The following is a 17,195-nucleotide window of genomic DNA, read 5'->3' on the forward strand; positions in this document are numbered from 1 at the left end:
TCCTGACAGGGCAGCAACGCCACCCTGTATGCGTAAAAAATTAACCTGCGAGTTGTTTGAGTTTTTCGATGCCCGTCGGCTCTGACGCCAGTAGCGGGACCAGCGCGACACGAGAGGCGTGCTGGTGTTTAACCGCCTCTATTTGCGGGAGTTCCTGTTGCGCACGCAGACGAAGCAACGGCGAACGGGTATCCGCAATGGAAAGGCTGTTATTGATAATCCAGCCCCAGGGATGAATCCCTGCACGTTCAAGGTCGGCCTGCAAATTTGCCGCCTCAAGCACGGGTGTGGTTTCCGGCAGCGTGACCAGTAACACTTTGGTTCGTTCCGGATCCTGAAGCTGCATCATTGGCGTGGTGAAATGGCCCTTATCGCCCATTTTCTTAGCAATTTCGCGGTGATACGCCCCGGTGGCATCCAGCAACAGTAGCGTATGCCCGGTGGGTGCCGTATCCATGACCACGAAGCGCTTACCCGCTTCACGAATCACCCGTGAAAAGGCCTGGAAGACCGCAATCTCTTCGGTACAAGGAGAGCGTAAATCTTCTTCCAGCAGGCGTTTCCCCGCGTCGTCCAGCGCTTTTCCCTTCGTCTCAAGGACATGCTGACGATAGCGTTCCGTTTCCTCGTGAGGATCGATCCTGCTGACCTGCAGATTGTTGAGACTGCCGTTAAGGGTTGTGCTGAGATGCGCCGCAGGGTCAGACGTTGTCAGATGGACATCAAATCCCCTGTCGGCCAGCCTGACGGCGATGGCTGCCGCCATCGTGGTTTTCCCTACACCGCCTTTGCCCATCAGCATGATCAGGCCATGTTCATTGCGAGCAATGTCATCAATCAATGCAGAAAGCGATGGAATTTCAGGGCGTTGCTGAATACTTTCTTCAGAAAATGATGCCGTCGCAGGCTGCGAGGTGAGAAGCCCTCTCAGTGCCGGTACGCCGACCATATTGACTGGTTGAAGGAATAACGTGTCCGTGGGGAGTGCCAACAAACCTGCGGGCAGATTAGCCAGCGCCTCCTGCTCTCGCCGTCCTATTGCAGCAGTCAATGTGTCGCTTACCGCTTCAGTTTCGGGCAGAACGCCGTTAATGACCAGAGACTGGTTCTTAAGGCCAATCGCCGCTAGTTCGTCATGCGTACGCGCAACTTCCTGCAACGTGGATTTTTGCAGTCGGGCGACCAGAACTAATCGGGTGCGTTTCGGATCAGAAAGCGCCTCAACGGCATGGGCATACTGTTCACGCTGCTTTTCCAGCCCCGCCATCGGGCCGAGACAGGACGCGCCATCGGGATTGCTTTCAATGAAACTGCTCCAGGCACCAGGCAACTGGAGTAGGCGAATAGTATGGCCGGTCGGTGCAGTATCAAAAATGATATGGTCAAACCGGGTCAGCAGAGAGGCGTCGGTCAGCAATCCGGTAAACTCGTCAAAAGCGGCAATCTCTGTCGTGCAGGCTCCCGAAAGCTGCTCATTGATGCTATTGACCACGTCTTCAGGCAGAAGACCTTTGATGGGATCAACGATTCTGGCCCGGTACTGTTGTGCAGCGGCTTGAGGATCAATCTCAAGTGCCGACAATCCAGGCACGGTGGCTATTGGCTGAATAGTATTGCCAATAGCCTGACCAAAGACCTGACCTACGTTTGAGGCCGGGTCGGTACTGACCAGCAGCACCCGTTTGCCCTGCTCCGCCAGACGAATTGCCGTGGCGCAGGAAATAGAGGTTTTACCCACGCCCCCCTTACCGGTAAAAAACAGGTAGGGAGGGATATTCTGTAAGAATTTCATCTGTCCTCCTGACATTTTCAACAACAGGACGTATCACCACCACAGCAACGTGTCGGTGCCAATCCCACCTTCTCCAGTGGAATACCAAACCAGCGAGCCAGTTCAGCGCGTTTTGGGTAACGTCCTGCCATCACCGTTTCGCCATCCAGCAACAACAGCGGAAGCCCTTCAGCCCCGGAAGCTTCAAGAAATGCTTTCGCTTTCTCGTTTTGAACAAAACTCATCGGCTGTTGTGCCAGGTTGTAACGTTCGACCTGAACACCACGCCCTTTCAGCCATTGCACATCCGCAGAAAAATCGACCAGCACCTGATCAACATCTGTACCGCAGACGCCGGTGCTGCAACACAGCGCAGGGTCAAATACCGTTAACGTTTTCATTTCAACACCTCACATTCGAAAAATCATATATGTTCAGGCAAATTTTTTAGATGCAAACCGCTTTACCGCTGCCAGAACAGTTTGCCGATGCCAGCTTACGGGCGATGGCCTGAACGTCGTCCTGTTGGCTTAACCAGGCTTGCTCGATCACCTGAGCAGACCAGGAAGGAATATGTGGAGATAAGCGGTAATGAACCCATTTTCCCTGCTTACGATCCAGCAATAAACCGCTTTCCCGTAGCATTGCCAGATGGCGAGAGATCTTGGGCTGTGACTGATCCAGTGCCGTGCAGAGATCGCACACGCACAGTTCTCCCATCTCTCTGAGCAGCAAAACGATGCCCAGACGAGTTTCATCGGAGAGAGTTTTGAAGAGTTGTAGGGAAGTCAGAGACATCATTCCTCCTGTTCAATGTAAAGACAGGATACGCCGCTCAAAAATAAAATCAAACACACGTTCACTAAAACAGATATGAAAACCAACCTTCCCCATAGGTTCAGACATGTGGCATAGCGCTGACTCTGCGTATCAAGATAACCCGTGCTTTCCTTCCTGTGCTTTCAGCTCAGTTTATGGCCAAGGTACTGGCAGCCCCCCATGAGCAAAGACAGTATGGTGAAAGGCAGCATGGGTACCTCTCTTTAACCATCTTTAATGACTCTAAAGTGTCTGTTAAACCTGTGGCTATTCAGCGATGAAAACGGCTGATACCATTGCCATAGCATCAACATACAAGTATCCCCCCTTTCTTCACCTGTGGATAAAGACGCTAACGACATCACTGTCTGGCATTTTTCCATGGAACTTCAACGGAGTCGTTATGCGTAAATTGAACATTGGTGCCCGGGGACATGACCTCAGTGGGCAGACCCCGGCAGAAATGGTGGCCTTTTCCCGTGAACTGGGCATTGACGGCCTGCAGCTGGCAATCCACAAAAGCTGGGAAGAGGCATACAAAGCCCGCGATATTGAGACGATTGTCGGCAATATTAAGCAGATTCAGGAATCAGGAATTTCGGTGTTCCTGCTCGCCAGTTACTTCAACCCGGTCCATTCGAACACCTCATTTTTGGCCAGTGAGATAGAGCGCGCACGGTTCAATATCGACATGGGTCTGCGCTGCGGTATCGGGCTCATCGGCAGCGAAACGGGCTCTCTGAATGACGATGCATGGACATGGCATCCGGAAAACCACTCAGAACCTGCCTTTCAACACGTATTGGCCAGTTTCCAGCAGTTGCAGCCCAATCTGGAACATGCGCAATGTCGTTTCCTGGTTGAGCCTGTATACGATCATGTCATTTATGATGCCGACAGCCTGATGCGCCTGAATACTCAACTCGGCGAACACTTCTGTGTGACCTTCGATATTGCCAATTTGCTCAATGCTGACAATGCGGCGTCATGGGAGTCTATCTTCGAAGATTTCCTTAACCAGCACGGACCACGCATTCGTCTGTTCCACTTTAAAAATTTCGTCCTCGAAGGGGGGCAAAAAATCCCAGTTCGTCTGAATGAGGGTCTTATTGATTATGAGAAAGTGCTTACGATGCTGGCAAATCACGGACTCACTCAGGTCCCAATCATCGTTGAGGAGTTGCAGGGAGAAGCGCTGAGCGACAGCATAGCTTATCTGCGTCAACTGCAGTTTTGACCAGGCGGTATGCCGTGACGTAGTGGCTTCAGGAACAGAATCGAGTATCCAGGGTGTTGATAGCCATGAACAGTACTCGATTCTCCGGAAGGCGCGGTTGCCGTTGTATTCTGGTGTTCCAGGAAGATGGAGTCCATCCGCACGTTGGACAGAGGGCAGCAGCACTCGTTGCCCCCTGTCCACAAGGGGACGAGATGACGCAGGCACTAATTCAATGCGACCTTTTTCATCGTACTGAGGAAGTGTTGAATGTTGGGGTTGGTATTTTTTGATCGGTAAATTGCATAGATATAACAATTACAGTGAAAGTCCGAGATGGGCAGAAATGCAATATCCTGTCGATTATTATCAATGACGGTTTTGCCAACTAAGGTAACCCCCAGTCCAGCGGCCACGAAGGATAACGCGGAATGTATTTCTCTGGCTTTGTAGGAAATCACCGGGGATAACCCATTTTGTTTGATTTTTTCAACAACGGTATCTGAGAACTCGCTTTTTTGATTACCCGGAAAAGTAATAAATGGCGAGTTGCAAAAATCTTTCAGAGTTATAAATTTATTCCTTGTAAGATAATGATTCTTTGGTACGGCAGCAAATAACGGATCGATAAGAATCAACTCCCGACAAAAATCATTATCCACCTCCTGTTTTTGCTCCATTGCACGGACGAAACCTAAATCAATAACCTGCTCAGCTAATAACTCATATTGATTTGTGGAGAGTCCTTCTTTTAAATTAATATCAATATGTCCGAAGCTATTAGTAAACTGCTTTATGGTTTCTGGCAAAATATTGAAAATAAGCGAGCGAATTACGCCTATATTTAATGAGGTAGATTCAGAGTTGGTGGGGTGTGTTTTACGCCCCACCTGGCTGGTCAATCTACTTCTGGTGCATAGCGATACCCAGTTTCAGCATAGCAGCCACATTTTTGGCTGTACGTTGCAGGTTTGTACCAGCTTCCGATAGCACCTGGTCTAACGATTGGGGCGCACGTACAGTGCTAAATATCCCGTCGAAGTAATGCATTAGATCTTCGGATTCGGCCCCTAATGAGCCTGCAATGCCGATGACAGGAATGCCCAGATCAGCCGCTTTCTGTGCTATACCAAATGGTGTTTTTCCCTGGAGAGTTTGATTATCCATTTGCCCTTCTCCGGTAATCACCAGATTAGCTCCCTGGAGGACTTTATCTGCATCCAGTGTTTCTAATATCATCTCAATGCCGGGTTTAATCTTGGTCTTGAATATTAGCGATAGCCCAAGTGGTGTGCCACCTGCTGCGCCATAGCCTGGGCTATTTCTGTTATCTTCTCCTGTGAGCTTTTGCACCAGATGGGCAAAGTGATCTAAAGCTGCATCAAGGCGTACCACATCATCAGGGCCTGCCCCTTTTTGTGGTCCAAAAACATGGCTGGCACCAGTAACGCCTGTAAGATGATTTGTAACGTCACAGGCTATAACGAATTGTATTTGCGCACATCGCTTATCCACCTGACTTAGATCCAGGTGCGCGACTTCTGCGAGAGCCTGGCCGCCCCGGCAAATTTTCTCGCCATGTGAGTTGTAAAAAACCCCGCCCAGGGCCTCGACAATGCCAGCTCCAGCATCGTTAGTTGCGCTTCCGCCAAGACCAAGAAGAATTTTATTAACGCCCCTATCCAGGGCTTCTTTGATAAGCTGCCCAGTTCCAAAGGTTGAAGTTACTAGCGGATTACGGAGGTGAGGCGGGACTTTATCCAGCCCGGATGCTGCGGCGACCTCAATCAGCGCAGTTTTGCCGCCCTCTAATAATGCCCATTCGGCTTGTACCTGTTCACCCAGTGGCCCTTCAACCAGAGATAACATTTTCTGACCATTAAGTGCCTGCAAAAGGACTTCAACCGTTCCTTCACCGCCATCCGCTAGCGGCAAAAATTCGTAATGTGCATCAGGAAATATTGTGCTGAATCCTGCTTTAATATGCTGACAAACTTCCAAGGCAGAGAGCGATTCTTTAAACGAATCTGGTGCGATAACGACTTTCATTTTTGAGTAGTCCTACCCGCCCTGTAGGCGGGTTTCGTAGCAGAAATTTACAGGGTGAAGAGGAACGATTTAACCTGGCAGGGTTCCAGAGTGCCAAACGAGGTGGTTTCAACCGCTGATGTGCATACTTGCTCATCAAGCCGGGTTTCTTTCCATGACGTTACATCTCCCGTGAAAGAGACGTTATCCTGAATTGCCGTGTGTTCTGATGGATTGTAGACACGCAGAATAAGCGCCTGAGCATCTTCTGCTTTTTTTAGCGTACTCAGGACGGCCCCGGTTTTTGACTTACTCAGTAAGCTGTAGCTAAGCGGCCGGTTCTGCTCACCCACATTCAACTTCATCGCGTTATAAGGGATTTTGTTATAGCACTGAATGGGTGTCACATTATCGCGTGCCGCCGCCATAACGTTGGCATCGATATGATTACCCGTATAACCGTATAGCGAAAAATTACAGATAATTTTGCCACGTACCTGAGAATCGGGCGTAGGGATCTTGATACCCGAAGGGCGACCCGGACGTAGTAGCAGGTTCTCCTTACCCAGTACACCAACACCACGTAACAGGGTCAGCGCAAAAGTATCTTTCTCCCCATTACCTTTACTTGAAATGACTTCAAATTCGCGCAGGCCATTGGTCATGATGGCAAGGCCGCCTTGTGTATTTTCAAGTGCCGCAAAATTCATCAGTTGGTAAACAGGAACTGGAGCTTCTTTCCAGCCATCGTCTTCCCAGTTCGCCATTTCCGGATCGCTGGTTGGGCGAGTAATCGTGCCAAACTGGTTATCTGCCACGACGGTGCTGGAAATAAATGGTGTTGGGATTAGAACCCTGACTCGATGGTCATTAGCCTGATTATCCAGTTCCAGACTCACGTTAATATGGCGTGACCCTTGTTTCAGGGTGACCTGGTAACACACATCGATATAACCGTTCTGTCCAGCCCGGGTCTCACGCTCTGAAAGATCTTTGGGTAAATCCATGCATAAATTGATAGTAGCCAGAGACTGGAAGCCCTCATGCTTAATGTTTATATCGGCTGCAAATTGATCAGAGTAAAGCAACCATTCATGGCGGGATGGAGAATAGTCGTATTCATCACCATCGTCAGAACCATCTTCAATACGCAATACCTGGTCAAAGCAATACTGTGTCTCTTTATCAAAGATAGTAAGCGTACCGTTTGTATTAATAGCAATACGGTAAAATTCATTTTCCAGCAGGGGAGCCTTTTGTTCCGCCGTTTTCTGGCTCCCTTCTTTATTAGGCTGTATGTGCAAAGTAGTAAAGCCCATAGCCGGAACAGGGTGCTTTATCTGGATATCGTACTCAATGAAAGGATCATAATTTCCGTAGTGAACGATTTGACGATCAATCTTACCTGGATCGATGGTACGGCGGTCCCTGATGTAATAATCAACTGACTGACCATTCTCATCAAAGAGGCTGAATGTCTCCGCTCTGATGGTTATCGTGGTATTGATAACCTCGTCTCTGGCATAGGGGGAAAGATTAAACAGCGCCAGCTTATCGTAACCTTCCCCGGCAGGCATATGGTCAACAATCTTGCGTTTGTAGAAGTTAATCAGGTTGGTCGCCATGTCATCAGCCAGGATATAACGATTTAGGATTTCAGCATGAACCTTATCTGAACAACAACAGCCGATGGAGTCATGAGCATGATTTTTCATGCTTTCTTTCCACATTTTCTCAATAAGGCCGTGGTGGTATTCAAAACCAAGGGTCCAGGCAATAGAGGCTAACGGTTCAAGGATATTGACTATCTTGTTCTCTACCTCAGCATGGATAAGTTTGATGTCCATCCGCGTTGACGAAATAGTACGGTGGACACGCATGTACTTGCCGTCATTGAACTCACCTTTAACGATATCAAGTTGGTCACGCTGTGCTTCGACACGTTCAAATATCTCTTCGAAGCGGCTCATGATAAATTCTTTGTCCGGATAAATTTCCCGCAGTTTCGCCATAACGTCAAAAATGTCTTTCTGAATAGGCATCTGATCGTGGCCGTTGGGCAGCAGAATGTCTTTGGTCACTGACGCTTTTTCGAGCACCGGGAAATATTTATCAAGACGCGCTCTCAGTGCAGCTTCATCCAGCGGTAGATACTTACCAATGGCATATCCCAGCGGCAGAACCTGGGCGGTTACGGCACTACCGTCGTTAGACTGCCAGATAAACTCAGTTTTGTTTGTACCGTGACGTTCTGAACAACCCCGCCAGAACATCGTACGGGTAATGCCGAAGCCATTATATATAGCAGGCAGTTGTGAGCTCATTGAAAACGAATCAGGCAAATAGCCGATCTTCATGGGTTCACCCAGCGCCAGACAGTCACGCAGACCGTAAAACATATTACGGACAATCGACTCACCAGAGACCTGCATGGTATCTGTCTGGGAATACCAGGGGCCGACGATCAGTTTGCCTGCCTGCACCAGCGCCCTGACACGCAATTTGTTTTCTGGCTTGATAGCAAAATAATCTTCAAGCACCGCAGTCTGGCCATCCAGAACGTAATATTTATAGTCAGGATCGTTTTCCAGACGCTCTATGATTTCTTCCATGTTGTTTACCAACAGGATACGGGACTCTTCAGTTGTGAAATACCATTCACGATCCCAGTGCATATGAGGAGTGATATGGACTCGAGTTGTTGTCATAACTTTTACCGTCTTAGGCTAAATTTGCCGTTAAAGTGTATTTTCTTCGCCTGTGCCGAATTGAGGGCTCGTAAGGTCTGGGGCCAATGTTCTGTTGAGTAATCAGGATTATTTCGGTGTTGCGGTGCTTATGGCGAATTTCCCTTTTTTAACCGCATGCGCTCTCCAGGCTACGAGTGTCAATGTGGAGAGCGTGGTACCTATTAGTGCAGCACCAAACCAGACGGCGGCGGCCATAAATGCGCCTATGCCTGCGTCATGTAATAAGAAGATGGAGAAGATCCCGGCTCCTGGCGTAGACAGCCCGATACCCGTTGCGCCAACGATGGCACCAGTGACAACTGAGCCTAAAAGGAATGATCCTATGACACGCACGGGATCCTCAATCGCCATTGGAATCGCCCCTTCCGTAATACCCGCGAGGCCCAGCAACCAGGTCGATTTACCTGTTTCGATTTCGAAATCTTTAAAGAGGCGCGGAGCCAGTAGTGTTGAAGTCGTCACGGTAAAAGCAGAAACCATTTTGACCGCGCCAAAGATGGCATAAGGCCCATAAACACCATTTGCCATGGCACCGAGGCAGAAGGCATAGGCGGCTTTGTTGACCGGACCACCAAGGTCGAAAGAAACAAAAAAGCCGATCACTGCACCCAGTAAAAGTGCGTTAGCGCCTGACAGGCTGTTTAACCACTCCGTCAGCCCGTGGTTTAACCAGGCGACAGGTTTACCAATGACAAATAACATCAGTGAACCTACAACCAGAGTGCCAATAACCGGGTAAAGGTAGAACGTGAGAAAACCATTGAAGGTTGGGCTCAGGCGAATATTTGTTTTCACCCAGCGCATCACATAACCGGCAATCAGGCCGCCAGCAACACCGCCCAGGAAGCCAGCCCCAATAAGGTTTGCTGCAATACCCGCAGCAAAACCCGGACCTAATGCTGGTTTATCTGCAAGAGAGTAGGCGGTATAGGCTGCCAGAACGGGCACCATTAACGTCCCCAGTAATCCCCCTCCCAGTTGGCGGTACATCCACAGCCATGACTCTTTTTCGCCATATAAATGCTGAAGATTGAACATTTGTGCCAGCAAGACAGCAACCGCCAGAACCGTCCCCCCTGCCACAATCAAAGGGACGGCGTAGGAGATCCCTGAAAGCAGCGCCTGTTTTAGCTCTGTTTTGAGTGGTAACTTTTTTGTTGGGCTGTCCGTTGCCAGTTTACGTTCGGCTCCAGAGCCTTTTTTACCTGATTCAACGGCCTCGAGCAGAATACGTTCTGCATGCTTAATGGGCTCTGCAACAGGCACCTCCACACGAGGAAGCCCTGTGAAGCGTTCAACTTCTTTGATTGCGACTTCAGCGGCAAAAATAACGGCGCAGGCACTGTTTAACTGGTCTGCTGTTAAACGATCTTCAATACCGTTAGCGCCCTGTTTTTCCACACAGACGTTATATCCCAGCTTATAGCCTGCTTTTTCAAGGTACTCCGCCGCCATATAGGTATGAGCAATACCTGCCGGGCAGGCGGTGACGCAAACGATAGTGGGTCTATTGGTATTTATAACCTCTTTTTTCGTCTCTTTTTTATCATGACCATCAAGTAAATCCATGACATGACTTACCTCGGTGGCATGTAACACGGCATTCCTGACATCATCATCTACGAGTGTTGTCGTGAGCGTCGTTAAAAGTTGCATGTGGGTTGAGCCCGCTTCAGCATCGGGGATGGCAAGAAGAAAAATAAGATTCACATCTTCTTCGTCTTCATCCACACCTTGCCATTTGAGCGATCTTTTTAAGGTGGCGACGGCAAATGCGGCGTCCTTTACAGCATTGGTTTTGCCATGAGGAACGGCCAGTCCTTCTCCCAGGGCAGTTGGTCCCTGCTGTTCACGCGCAAAAACAGCTTTCAGGTATGCTTCCTTATCATGCAGTTTTCCCTGCTGGTCCAGTTTGTCTGCGAGAGCCGTTATCGCCTCATCGCGATCTTCAAATGTCGTTTGTAGCGTTATCAGAGACGGATTGGTAAGAGAAGTCAGTTTCATCATTTGTCCCAGGTTCTCATTCAAATTATCACCATTACCAGTACAACAATGATACCTATGTCGTCTATTCTAAACGTTGATAACGATCTCATTTGTACTATCATTTGTATTGATTTGGTATCATCAAAAGAAAGATGAAAGGCAATGATTACTAAGGTATTGAAATTTAGTATCATCGATGAAGTGGTAAAACCTGTGCAAATTGATATAAGAGGTAATGATGGTCAGGCTGCCAATGTACCGACAGATTGCCAATGCAATCAGGGAAAAGATCAACTCCGGTGAGTACAAGGTTGGCGAAGCTCTTCCAACAGAAGAGCAGCTGCGTCAGACATTTTCAGTCAGTAGAGTGACTGTGCGGCAGGCTATCAAACTGCTGGTTGAGAACGAGGAGCTTGAAAGCGTGCAGGGTAGCGGTACCTATGTGAAAGCGAGCAAGGTTAACTACGAAATTAATCAGCAAACCAGTTTTTCAGAAAAATGGGATCACCTGAATAAGGTCACTCATAGCGATGTGATTGCTTTTGAAATACAGCCAGCGACCTTAACGATTGCGGAACACCTTAATATTGATGAGGGGGAGAGGGTTTACTTCATAAAGCGTGTGCGTTTTATTGATGATACGCCGATTACGGTGGAAGAAACCTGGATGCCGCTTAGCCTGTTCCCGGACCTGACCTACCAGATTATGCAAGGCTCAAAGTACAATTATATCGAAAACCAAAAGCACTATACCATCGTCAGAAGTGAGCAGGAAATCTCGCCCATACTCCCCCCAACAGAAACGGCAAATTTACTTAAGATCGACCCAACAATGCCGATTATCGAAAAAAAAACGAAAGGTTTTTTAGCCGATGAGACTGTTTTTGAATTCAGTAAAAATCATATCAGCCCAGTTGGGTATAAATTTACGTTAATAGCTAAAAGACGAAATCCTGACTAGCCAGAACGCAGCTAACTTGAGGTATTTGCATGAAATAATTGAGAGGCCTTGGCTGCCTGCTGTTTACGGGGAACCCAGAGACCAGCACGCGTTATCAAAACCGGTGTTTTTAATACTTCAAAATCCTTCAATTCCAGCATTCCCGCTAAAAAACTGGTAAGGCAGCCCGGCCAACCAGTACCACCGGCACTGCTTTCTAAGGCTGAACTGGGATGAGATATCCCCCTCTTGTGCAGCATGCCCCTGAATAAGATGAGGCGATGCAGGGCTGGTGATGGATTGACAGGATCTTATCGGGCACGGATCAGCCAAGTAAACAGCGCCTGGCCCGGATATCGCCATGGCGATAGTCAAATTCGTACCGATACTTTCCGGCGTGATAGATAACGTGCTCAGCGGCGGCGTATTTGAAAGGGCGGGCTATGGTGTGAAGCATCTCACAGCCGCGCTCGAAAAAGGTAAGCATAGAAAGACCCATGCCATGATCGGTATTTTTGATGTAGCTACCATCAATGTCGCTGGCATCATAGATCAGCATTTCGACAGGCCAGCCCAGCACCAGCATGGTCTGCGCCATTTCCACTTTAGCCGCCAGCGGGGCGATATTGCGATCTTCAGCAGAATGAACCATCAGACAGAAGGTCTGATTAGCCCCCTGACTGACCATCTGCTCCAGTTGTGAACGACTAAAACCCCGGATCAGAAATTCACTCGGGCCAAAGTAATGGGGGTGCCCCGCGGTTTTGCGCCAGGGAGAATTTACGCTCATCGCCAGCGTCACCCGTTCGTTGGCCCCGGCGGAGTACTCACATGCCCCTATTTCGCGCCCGAAGACATAGGTAAGGTTGGGCTCAGCCCAGGAGGAGTTATCAAACAGCGCGCGAACCATACCTGGCCTGAGTTTATTCACCAATTGTGCAAGATATCCCCCGTAAGACGCGCCCACCAATATGATGTTGTCACGGTTGATCGGATAACGAGTCAGGACATCATTAATGGCAGCCACAATGTCCAGTGCGGCCATGATGCCAAAGTTTTGGTAGGAACCATCCGGTGGCGTCAACGAGGCGGTAAGCGTAAGAGGCGCGTCTGGTTTGAGGGCGCAAACAGCCTTTAACACCTGTTCATCTGTGCCATAACGGGCAATTTTGAGCGGTAAATGCGCTTCGAGTTGACGACGGTCTTCAGGTTCAAACGTGACTTTGGCTCCGACCTGAGGACGTGAACGCATGCAAAAATATTCGATGCTCAGAGCCGCACAGCCGTGACGCCCGGCAACCTTTTCGCAGAAGGCCTGGGTATAACCACCAAGATCAGCACCAAAACCCGGTAAATAGACGACGAGCCCATTACTTCCCCGTTCGGGTTGGTAGATTCGATAAGGCACAGCGCGCTGGGGGCTCAGACCTAGCTCAAAATCGGGATAACCAGCAATGGTATGGTCAACGATAGTCATGATGATGTGCCACTCCTGCATCAGGGAAATCGTAACGTACTCAGCAAATTTGTGATTAGATCATTACTCGGTTGATGAGGGACGACCCTCGCAGCATCCATGAGGGACACGCTGGCACAATCGCTCAATCCCTCTTCCACCATCGACCTGTAAGGTGCCAGTTCCTTATCCTTAAAGGCGACCTCATTCTCCCCTGACTTAAATGCGGCAGTCTGATTATTCTGTGGCTGGGTCTGGTTGACCACTGCACGCTATTTAATAACGGCGATGAGAAGGAAGTGAAACGGTCAGGAGGCTTAAAGCCGTGTTACTCAAGGACACAGCGCGTCATTTCTGACAGAGTCATGTATTCGCCCAGAGACAGGGGCTTTACGCTTCTGACCTAAACTAATAACCGGGCTGATTAAAATTGCAATGAACTAATATCACATTTAACCATGGTTATAATAGGGCCTTTCGGCTAGTCTGGTTTCTTAAACAGATAAGCCGAACCTATTTACCGTGGATATCAGCCTTCTCCTGAAAACAATCGTTGCCGCGATCCTTGTTCTGTGGGCCGTTGATGCTCTAAGGACAAAGCGAAAAAAAGAGCATCGCGACCCTGCTATTGCAGAGGCTGATGCCAGAGAACGGCATCAATGGCGCTATGTCAGATGGGGGTTCCGGGTAATACAAATCGCATGTTCAATGTATTTCGTCCTGTCAGCAATTAAGTTCATACTGACATAGCTACGGAATACTGAGTTATTCGAAGATGAGATATTCTGATAATTAACCTCACCCTGCAATCTAACGGCATTTAATGCTCGCCACATAATATCATTCAAAAATCGCAACTACAGCCGCCCTTGAAACATCGAATGTAGTGATGTGATGGACGCCCTTTCCTGTATGTGGTCAGTCAGATTTCGGAACTGTTCAAGGTAATATGACTTCATCATCAGTCCGCAATCGCTGTTTCATGCAGATAATGCCAGCAGGGTTGCTCATTCTGGATATCAATCACAGCAACCGACCAGCGAGAGTGCACATTGCCCTCATTGCGGTGAGTTTCACGGTAACGGCAAATGACTGAAGACGCCGACAACTGCAGGGTTTCAAAGCTATCAATGTTAATTTGCAGGTTCGGGCGACCACCTGTGTTATTGCGAAACAGGTTTTCCACCTCCGCAAAACCAATACTCTGCCCTTTCATGGTCACCATTTTGAACGACGGGCTGAAACTGCTGAGCAGGTTATTCAACGCGGCGGGGTAATCAGAACGCCCTGCGAACACCTCTTCAATCCATTGATGCAGCTCTACTACGCTTTGATGTGCAATTAATTCTCTTTTTGATTGCATAACGACTCCGGTTGTTTATTGAGTGACATAAGAGTAAGCAGGGGCAGCAGGCCAAGCAGCGCAGCAATAAGGAAGGCCGTGTGATAAGCAGATGTTGTCGTGGTGTGTTGCTGCAACAGATTAAACAGCAGTGTAAAAAGCGCAGCACCAACGCTAAATGACATCTGTCGGTTGAGGTTCCAGACAGTGCTGGCCCGGGACAAATGTTCGCCAGTGAAGTCGATCATCGCGGTAGTTTGTGCGGTATTTGCGCCAATACCGCCACCTATACCCATTAGCAAATATGCCAGTACCAGCACAGGCAACCCGTAGTCGGCACCCACCAGCGACAACAGCGCAATACCCGCCGCATGGCAGATCAAACCAGGGAGAAAGAGTTTTGCCGCACCAACTCGGTTATAGAAACGACTACAAATGCTCATGGCACAGAACGATCCGGCTGCGTACAACACCATCAGTAGCCCGGTTTCACTGGCACCCCATCCCATCACCTGTTGTAGAAAAAAGATGTTAAGTAGGTTCACACCCGTAAAAATGCCCGGCACAGCGTAATACACCAGCACAGAGAAGCGCATTCGCGGATTACTCAACACACTGAGATCCACAATAGCATCAGGCTGTCGACGATAATGGCGCACATACAGCGCGGCAAAAATGACGCCCACTATCACCAACCCCAGCGGCAACACCGGATTTGTCGCATCTGCGTAAAGTGACATCCCCATCAACAAAGCCGCCAAAGCAAGGCTTACCAGCGCCAGACCGGCAAGATCCGGGCGTTGGGCTGTGGTTTTCTCAGCTTTAATCCACCACCATGCCAGAGCAGCAGTGAGCAGGCTGAACGGAATATTACACAGGAATACCCAGCGCCAGGAGAAGTGATCAACAATCGCGCCGCCTGCCGCAGGTGAGATCGCGGGTGCGATCAGTGCGACGGCCATAATCAGCGTTGAGATCCTGGCCCGCTCGTTTTTTTGAAACAAACCAAATGTCAGCGCCTGACCGACCGGAATCAATAATCCTCCGCCTGCACCTTGTAAAAAGCGAAATATAATCAACCCGTTAAAGTCGGTTGATAATCCGGCGCACAACGCCCCCACAGTAAATACCGCCATTGAGGCCACCATGGTCATCCGCACCCCTATATGGCTGGCGATCCAGGTACTTAATGGGATTATCAGGGTCAGACCTAAAATATAGCTGTTGGCAACCCACGCCACGCTGGATTCAGAGACATGCAACTGACGGGAAATATCCGGCAAGGCGATTGCTGACATAAAAATATTTATGCAATCGATGAAAAAACCGGCTAAAAATAGCGTCGCAACGCGATAACGATATGTCATTTTGACCTCCGCTGCGCAGTCTAGACTGGCTTGACCAGCGGCGTCGATTAAACTAGATTAAACACGTTGTTTACTAAAATTTAACGCTTAATGTTTAATCACCTTAATCGAATTCAAACTTTCATCTCCGTTGTAGATTGTGGCTCCTTTACCAAAGCCGCAGAGCGCCTGTTCATCAGCAAGGCAATGGCCAGTATCCATGTGAAATCGCTTGAAGAAGTGCTGAATGTGCCATTGCTCATCCGCAATACGCGCGGCATTTCGCTGACAGAAGCAGGAGAAGTGCTGTACAACGATTTTCGCGAGATCTTCGTCAACATCCAGACTTCCTTGGAAAATATATCCGACAGCCATCGTTCGCTCTCAGGTACGCTAAGTGTTACTTCAACAACTGAATTTGGTGAGTATTATTTGTTGCCGATGATAAGTCAGTTTTGCCAGCTTAATCCGAATTTAAATATTAATTATTATGCCGACTCTTCAATGAATGATTTAGTGACTGAGCGGCTTGATCTGGCAATTCGACTGGGCTCTTTACGCGATTCTTCATTGAAAAGCCGAAAACTGGCAAGTTACCCGATTGTTCTGGTCGCCTCTGCCTACTGGCTTGAAAATAATCCCCTCAGTTCCCCAGAAGATTTGAATACCGCACCGTGGATCGCCAACAGCAATTTACGGACCCCGACACAATGGACGCTGACAGATGAAAAAGGGCAACCGTTTGATGTCCGCGCAGTTGCCAGATTCCACTCGAATACCTCAACAGCGATAAAATCTATGGCCTGCGCCGGACTCGGTATCGCCGTATTACCCGAATGGCTAGTCAGAGCTGAAATCGCCAGCGGCAAACTGGTACAACTCTTTCCCGATTATAAACTGCCGGTTCAGGACATCACTATTGTCTACGCTGGTGACCATCGGATCAGCCTTAAATGCCGCAAGTTTATTGATTACCTGGTACAGAATTTGGAGTTATAAGACTGGGTATGCCGGAAGATCTCGAAATGTGAATGGCTCGATTATGCGGGATGGTTACGGTGCAGAGATACAGTAACCAGAGAAAAATGATAGCAGGGCTATCAGAGATTTCATTTGGAGAATTTTTCATCTATTTATTGTCAGCGATTATGACTTAGATAATGCCGAATCAAATCTTTTTCGAGCTATTTTACTGACCTACTACCCTCCGTAATTGTATTCAAACATTAAGCTGAATGTTAGATTAACAAGTGTCAAATACTCAGGAAGAGCCTGAAATGGTCACGATCACTAAGACTTACGAGAAAATAGCCCCGAAACTTGATGACATGGTGCGCCGTGGTTTCAGCGACATTGAGCTAAAGTATGGGAGCCAAAATGAAATCTATGCCTACGGCGAAAGAAAGTTGTTAGCCGAAGAATTTCGCAAGCTCTTCCCCGAAAAGATGAATGATATTCCGCAAGATGATCCTACCCACGTAATGTGGACACGGCCCTAAGCGAGGTTCTGGTTTTCAAACTGTTCCGGGCTGAGTCCGCCA

Annotated in this window: 15 protein-coding genes; 5 read left to right on the forward strand and 10 right to left on the reverse strand. The window is 48.6% G+C overall.

What is annotated here, in order from left to right:
• Positions 1-40 precede the first annotated feature (40 nt).
• The 3 genes from arsA to arsR are packed head-to-tail and all read right to left on the reverse strand — an operon-like array spanning position 41 to position 2,572.
• Positions 41-1,792, reverse strand: a complete 1,752-nt coding sequence (gene arsA, locus AC07NP_RS18505; RefSeq protein WP_494661348.1) for an arsenical pump-driving ATPase — start codon at positions 1,790-1,792, stop codon at positions 41-43.
• Positions 1,793-1,809: 17 nt separating this feature from the next.
• Complete coding sequence (gene arsD / locus AC07NP_RS18510; protein ID WP_494661349.1) at positions 1,810-2,172, reverse strand: arsenite efflux transporter metallochaperone ArsD; 363 nt, start codon at positions 2,170-2,172, stop codon at positions 1,810-1,812.
• A 46-nt stretch (positions 2,173-2,218) separates the two neighbouring features.
• Positions 2,219-2,572: an As(III)-sensing metalloregulatory transcriptional repressor ArsR gene (arsR, locus tag AC07NP_RS18515; RefSeq protein ID WP_192613370.1), complete on the reverse strand. Its 354-nt coding sequence runs from the start codon at positions 2,570-2,572 to the stop codon at positions 2,219-2,221.
• Positions 2,573-2,993: 421 nt separating this feature from the next.
• Here arsR and AC07NP_RS18520 point away from each other — a divergent pair, with 421 nt between their 5' ends.
• Entirely contained in the window at positions 2,994-3,827 is an 834-nt protein-coding gene (locus AC07NP_RS18520; protein WP_494661350.1) for a sugar phosphate isomerase/epimerase family protein, read from the forward strand.
• A gap of 206 nt (positions 3,828-4,033) precedes the next feature.
• On the opposite strand, the gene AC07NP_RS18525 is transcribed toward AC07NP_RS18520, so the two are convergent.
• From AC07NP_RS18525 to mngA, 4 genes are all read right to left on the reverse strand, one after another.
• Positions 4,034-4,708 (reverse strand): LysR family substrate-binding domain-containing protein, encoded by a 675-nt coding sequence (locus AC07NP_RS18525; protein ID WP_494661351.1) that lies wholly within the window; start codon positions 4,706-4,708, stop codon positions 4,034-4,036.
• Position 4,709: 1 nt separating this feature from the next.
• On the reverse strand, positions 4,710-5,855 hold the full coding sequence (locus AC07NP_RS18530; RefSeq protein WP_494661352.1) for a glycerate kinase: 1,146 nt from the start codon (positions 5,853-5,855) through the stop codon (positions 4,710-4,712).
• A 47-nt stretch (positions 5,856-5,902) separates the two neighbouring features.
• Positions 5,903-8,542 (reverse strand): mannosylglycerate hydrolase, encoded by a 2,640-nt coding sequence (mngB, locus tag AC07NP_RS18535; protein ID WP_494661353.1) that lies wholly within the window; start codon positions 8,540-8,542, stop codon positions 5,903-5,905.
• 108 nt (positions 8,543-8,650) lie between these two features.
• On the reverse strand, positions 8,651-10,588 hold the full coding sequence (gene mngA, locus AC07NP_RS18540; RefSeq protein ID WP_494661360.1) for a PTS 2-O-a-mannosyl-D-glycerate transporter subunit IIABC: 1,938 nt from the start codon (positions 10,586-10,588) through the stop codon (positions 8,651-8,653).
• Positions 10,589-10,808: 220 nt separating this feature from the next.
• Between mngA and AC07NP_RS18545 the strand changes: the two genes are divergently transcribed.
• Entirely contained in the window at positions 10,809-11,531 is a 723-nt protein-coding gene (locus tag AC07NP_RS18545) for a GntR family transcriptional regulator (RefSeq protein ID WP_494661361.1), read from the forward strand.
• Between the two features lie 304 nt (positions 11,532-11,835).
• Here AC07NP_RS18545 and AC07NP_RS18550 read toward each other — a convergent pair whose 3' ends face one another.
• A complete protein-coding gene (locus AC07NP_RS18550) occupies positions 11,836-12,987 on the reverse strand; it encodes a DUF2920 family protein (RefSeq protein WP_494661354.1) in 1,152 nt (383 codons plus the stop codon).
• A 501-nt stretch (positions 12,988-13,488) separates the two neighbouring features.
• Between AC07NP_RS18550 and AC07NP_RS18555 the strand changes: the two genes are divergently transcribed.
• Positions 13,489-13,716: a hypothetical protein gene (locus AC07NP_RS18555; RefSeq protein WP_494661355.1), complete on the forward strand. Its 228-nt coding sequence runs from the start codon at positions 13,489-13,491 to the stop codon at positions 13,714-13,716.
• Positions 13,717-13,927: 211 nt separating this feature from the next.
• On the opposite strand, the gene AC07NP_RS18560 is transcribed toward AC07NP_RS18555, so the two are convergent.
• Positions 13,928-14,329: a hypothetical protein gene (locus AC07NP_RS18560; RefSeq protein ID WP_494661356.1), complete on the reverse strand. Its 402-nt coding sequence runs from the start codon at positions 14,327-14,329 to the stop codon at positions 13,928-13,930.
• Positions 14,308-15,675, reverse strand: coding sequence for an MFS transporter (locus AC07NP_RS18565; protein WP_494661357.1), 1,368 nt, complete (start codon positions 15,673-15,675; stop codon positions 14,308-14,310). The genes AC07NP_RS18560 and AC07NP_RS18565 overlap by 22 nt, the downstream gene beginning before the upstream one ends.
• 90 nt (positions 15,676-15,765) lie before the next feature.
• On the opposite strand from AC07NP_RS18565, the gene AC07NP_RS18570 reads away from it, so the two are divergent.
• The gene (locus AC07NP_RS18570) at positions 15,766-16,653 is read left to right on the forward strand and encodes a LysR family transcriptional regulator (protein ID WP_494661358.1); all 888 of its coding nucleotides are present in this window, start codon (positions 15,766-15,768) and stop codon (positions 16,651-16,653) included.
• A gap of 278 nt (positions 16,654-16,931) precedes the next feature.
• Positions 16,932-17,153 carry a hypothetical protein gene (locus AC07NP_RS18575; protein ID WP_494661359.1) on the forward strand — a complete coding sequence of 74 codons (222 nt, stop codon included), beginning with the start codon at positions 16,932-16,934 and terminating at the stop codon, positions 17,151-17,153.
• Positions 17,154-17,195: the final 42 nt, after the last annotated feature.

It is taken from the genome of Citrobacter sp. GW821-FHT07H02, from assembly GCF_059418505.1.

Excerpts from the sequence above, each read along its gene's own strand:
- AC07NP_RS18545 (WP_494661361.1), top strand. The coding sequence starts at position 10,809 with ATGGTCAGGCTGCCAATGTACCGACAGATTGCCAATGCAATCAGGGAA.
- mngA (WP_494661360.1), bottom strand. The coding sequence starts at position 10,588 with ATGAAACTGACTTCTCTTACCAATCCGTCTCTGATAACGCTACAAACG.
- arsR (WP_192613370.1), bottom strand. The coding sequence starts at position 2,572 with ATGATGTCTCTGACTTCCCTACAACTCTTCAAAACTCTCTCCGATGAA.
- AC07NP_RS18575 (WP_494661359.1), top strand. The coding sequence starts at position 16,932 with ATGGTCACGATCACTAAGACTTACGAGAAAATAGCCCCGAAACTTGAT.
- AC07NP_RS18550 (WP_494661354.1), bottom strand. The coding sequence starts at position 12,987 with ATGACTATCGTTGACCATACCATTGCTGGTTATCCCGATTTTGAGCTA.
- AC07NP_RS18520 (WP_494661350.1), top strand. The coding sequence starts at position 2,994 with ATGCGTAAATTGAACATTGGTGCCCGGGGACATGACCTCAGTGGGCAG.
- AC07NP_RS18570 (WP_494661358.1), top strand. The coding sequence starts at position 15,766 with ATGTTTAATCACCTTAATCGAATTCAAACTTTCATCTCCGTTGTAGAT.
- AC07NP_RS18560 (WP_494661356.1), bottom strand. The coding sequence starts at position 14,329 with ATGCAATCAAAAAGAGAATTAATTGCACATCAAAGCGTAGTAGAGCTG.
- mngB (WP_494661353.1), bottom strand. The coding sequence starts at position 8,542 with ATGACAACAACTCGAGTCCATATCACTCCTCATATGCACTGGGATCGT.
- AC07NP_RS18530 (WP_494661352.1), bottom strand. The coding sequence starts at position 5,855 with ATGAAAGTCGTTATCGCACCAGATTCGTTTAAAGAATCGCTCTCTGCC.
- AC07NP_RS18565 (WP_494661357.1), bottom strand. The coding sequence starts at position 15,675 with ATGACATATCGTTATCGCGTTGCGACGCTATTTTTAGCCGGTTTTTTC.
- arsD (WP_494661349.1), bottom strand. The coding sequence starts at position 2,172 with ATGAAAACGTTAACGGTATTTGACCCTGCGCTGTGTTGCAGCACCGGC.
- arsA (WP_494661348.1), bottom strand. The coding sequence starts at position 1,792 with ATGAAATTCTTACAGAATATCCCTCCCTACCTGTTTTTTACCGGTAAG.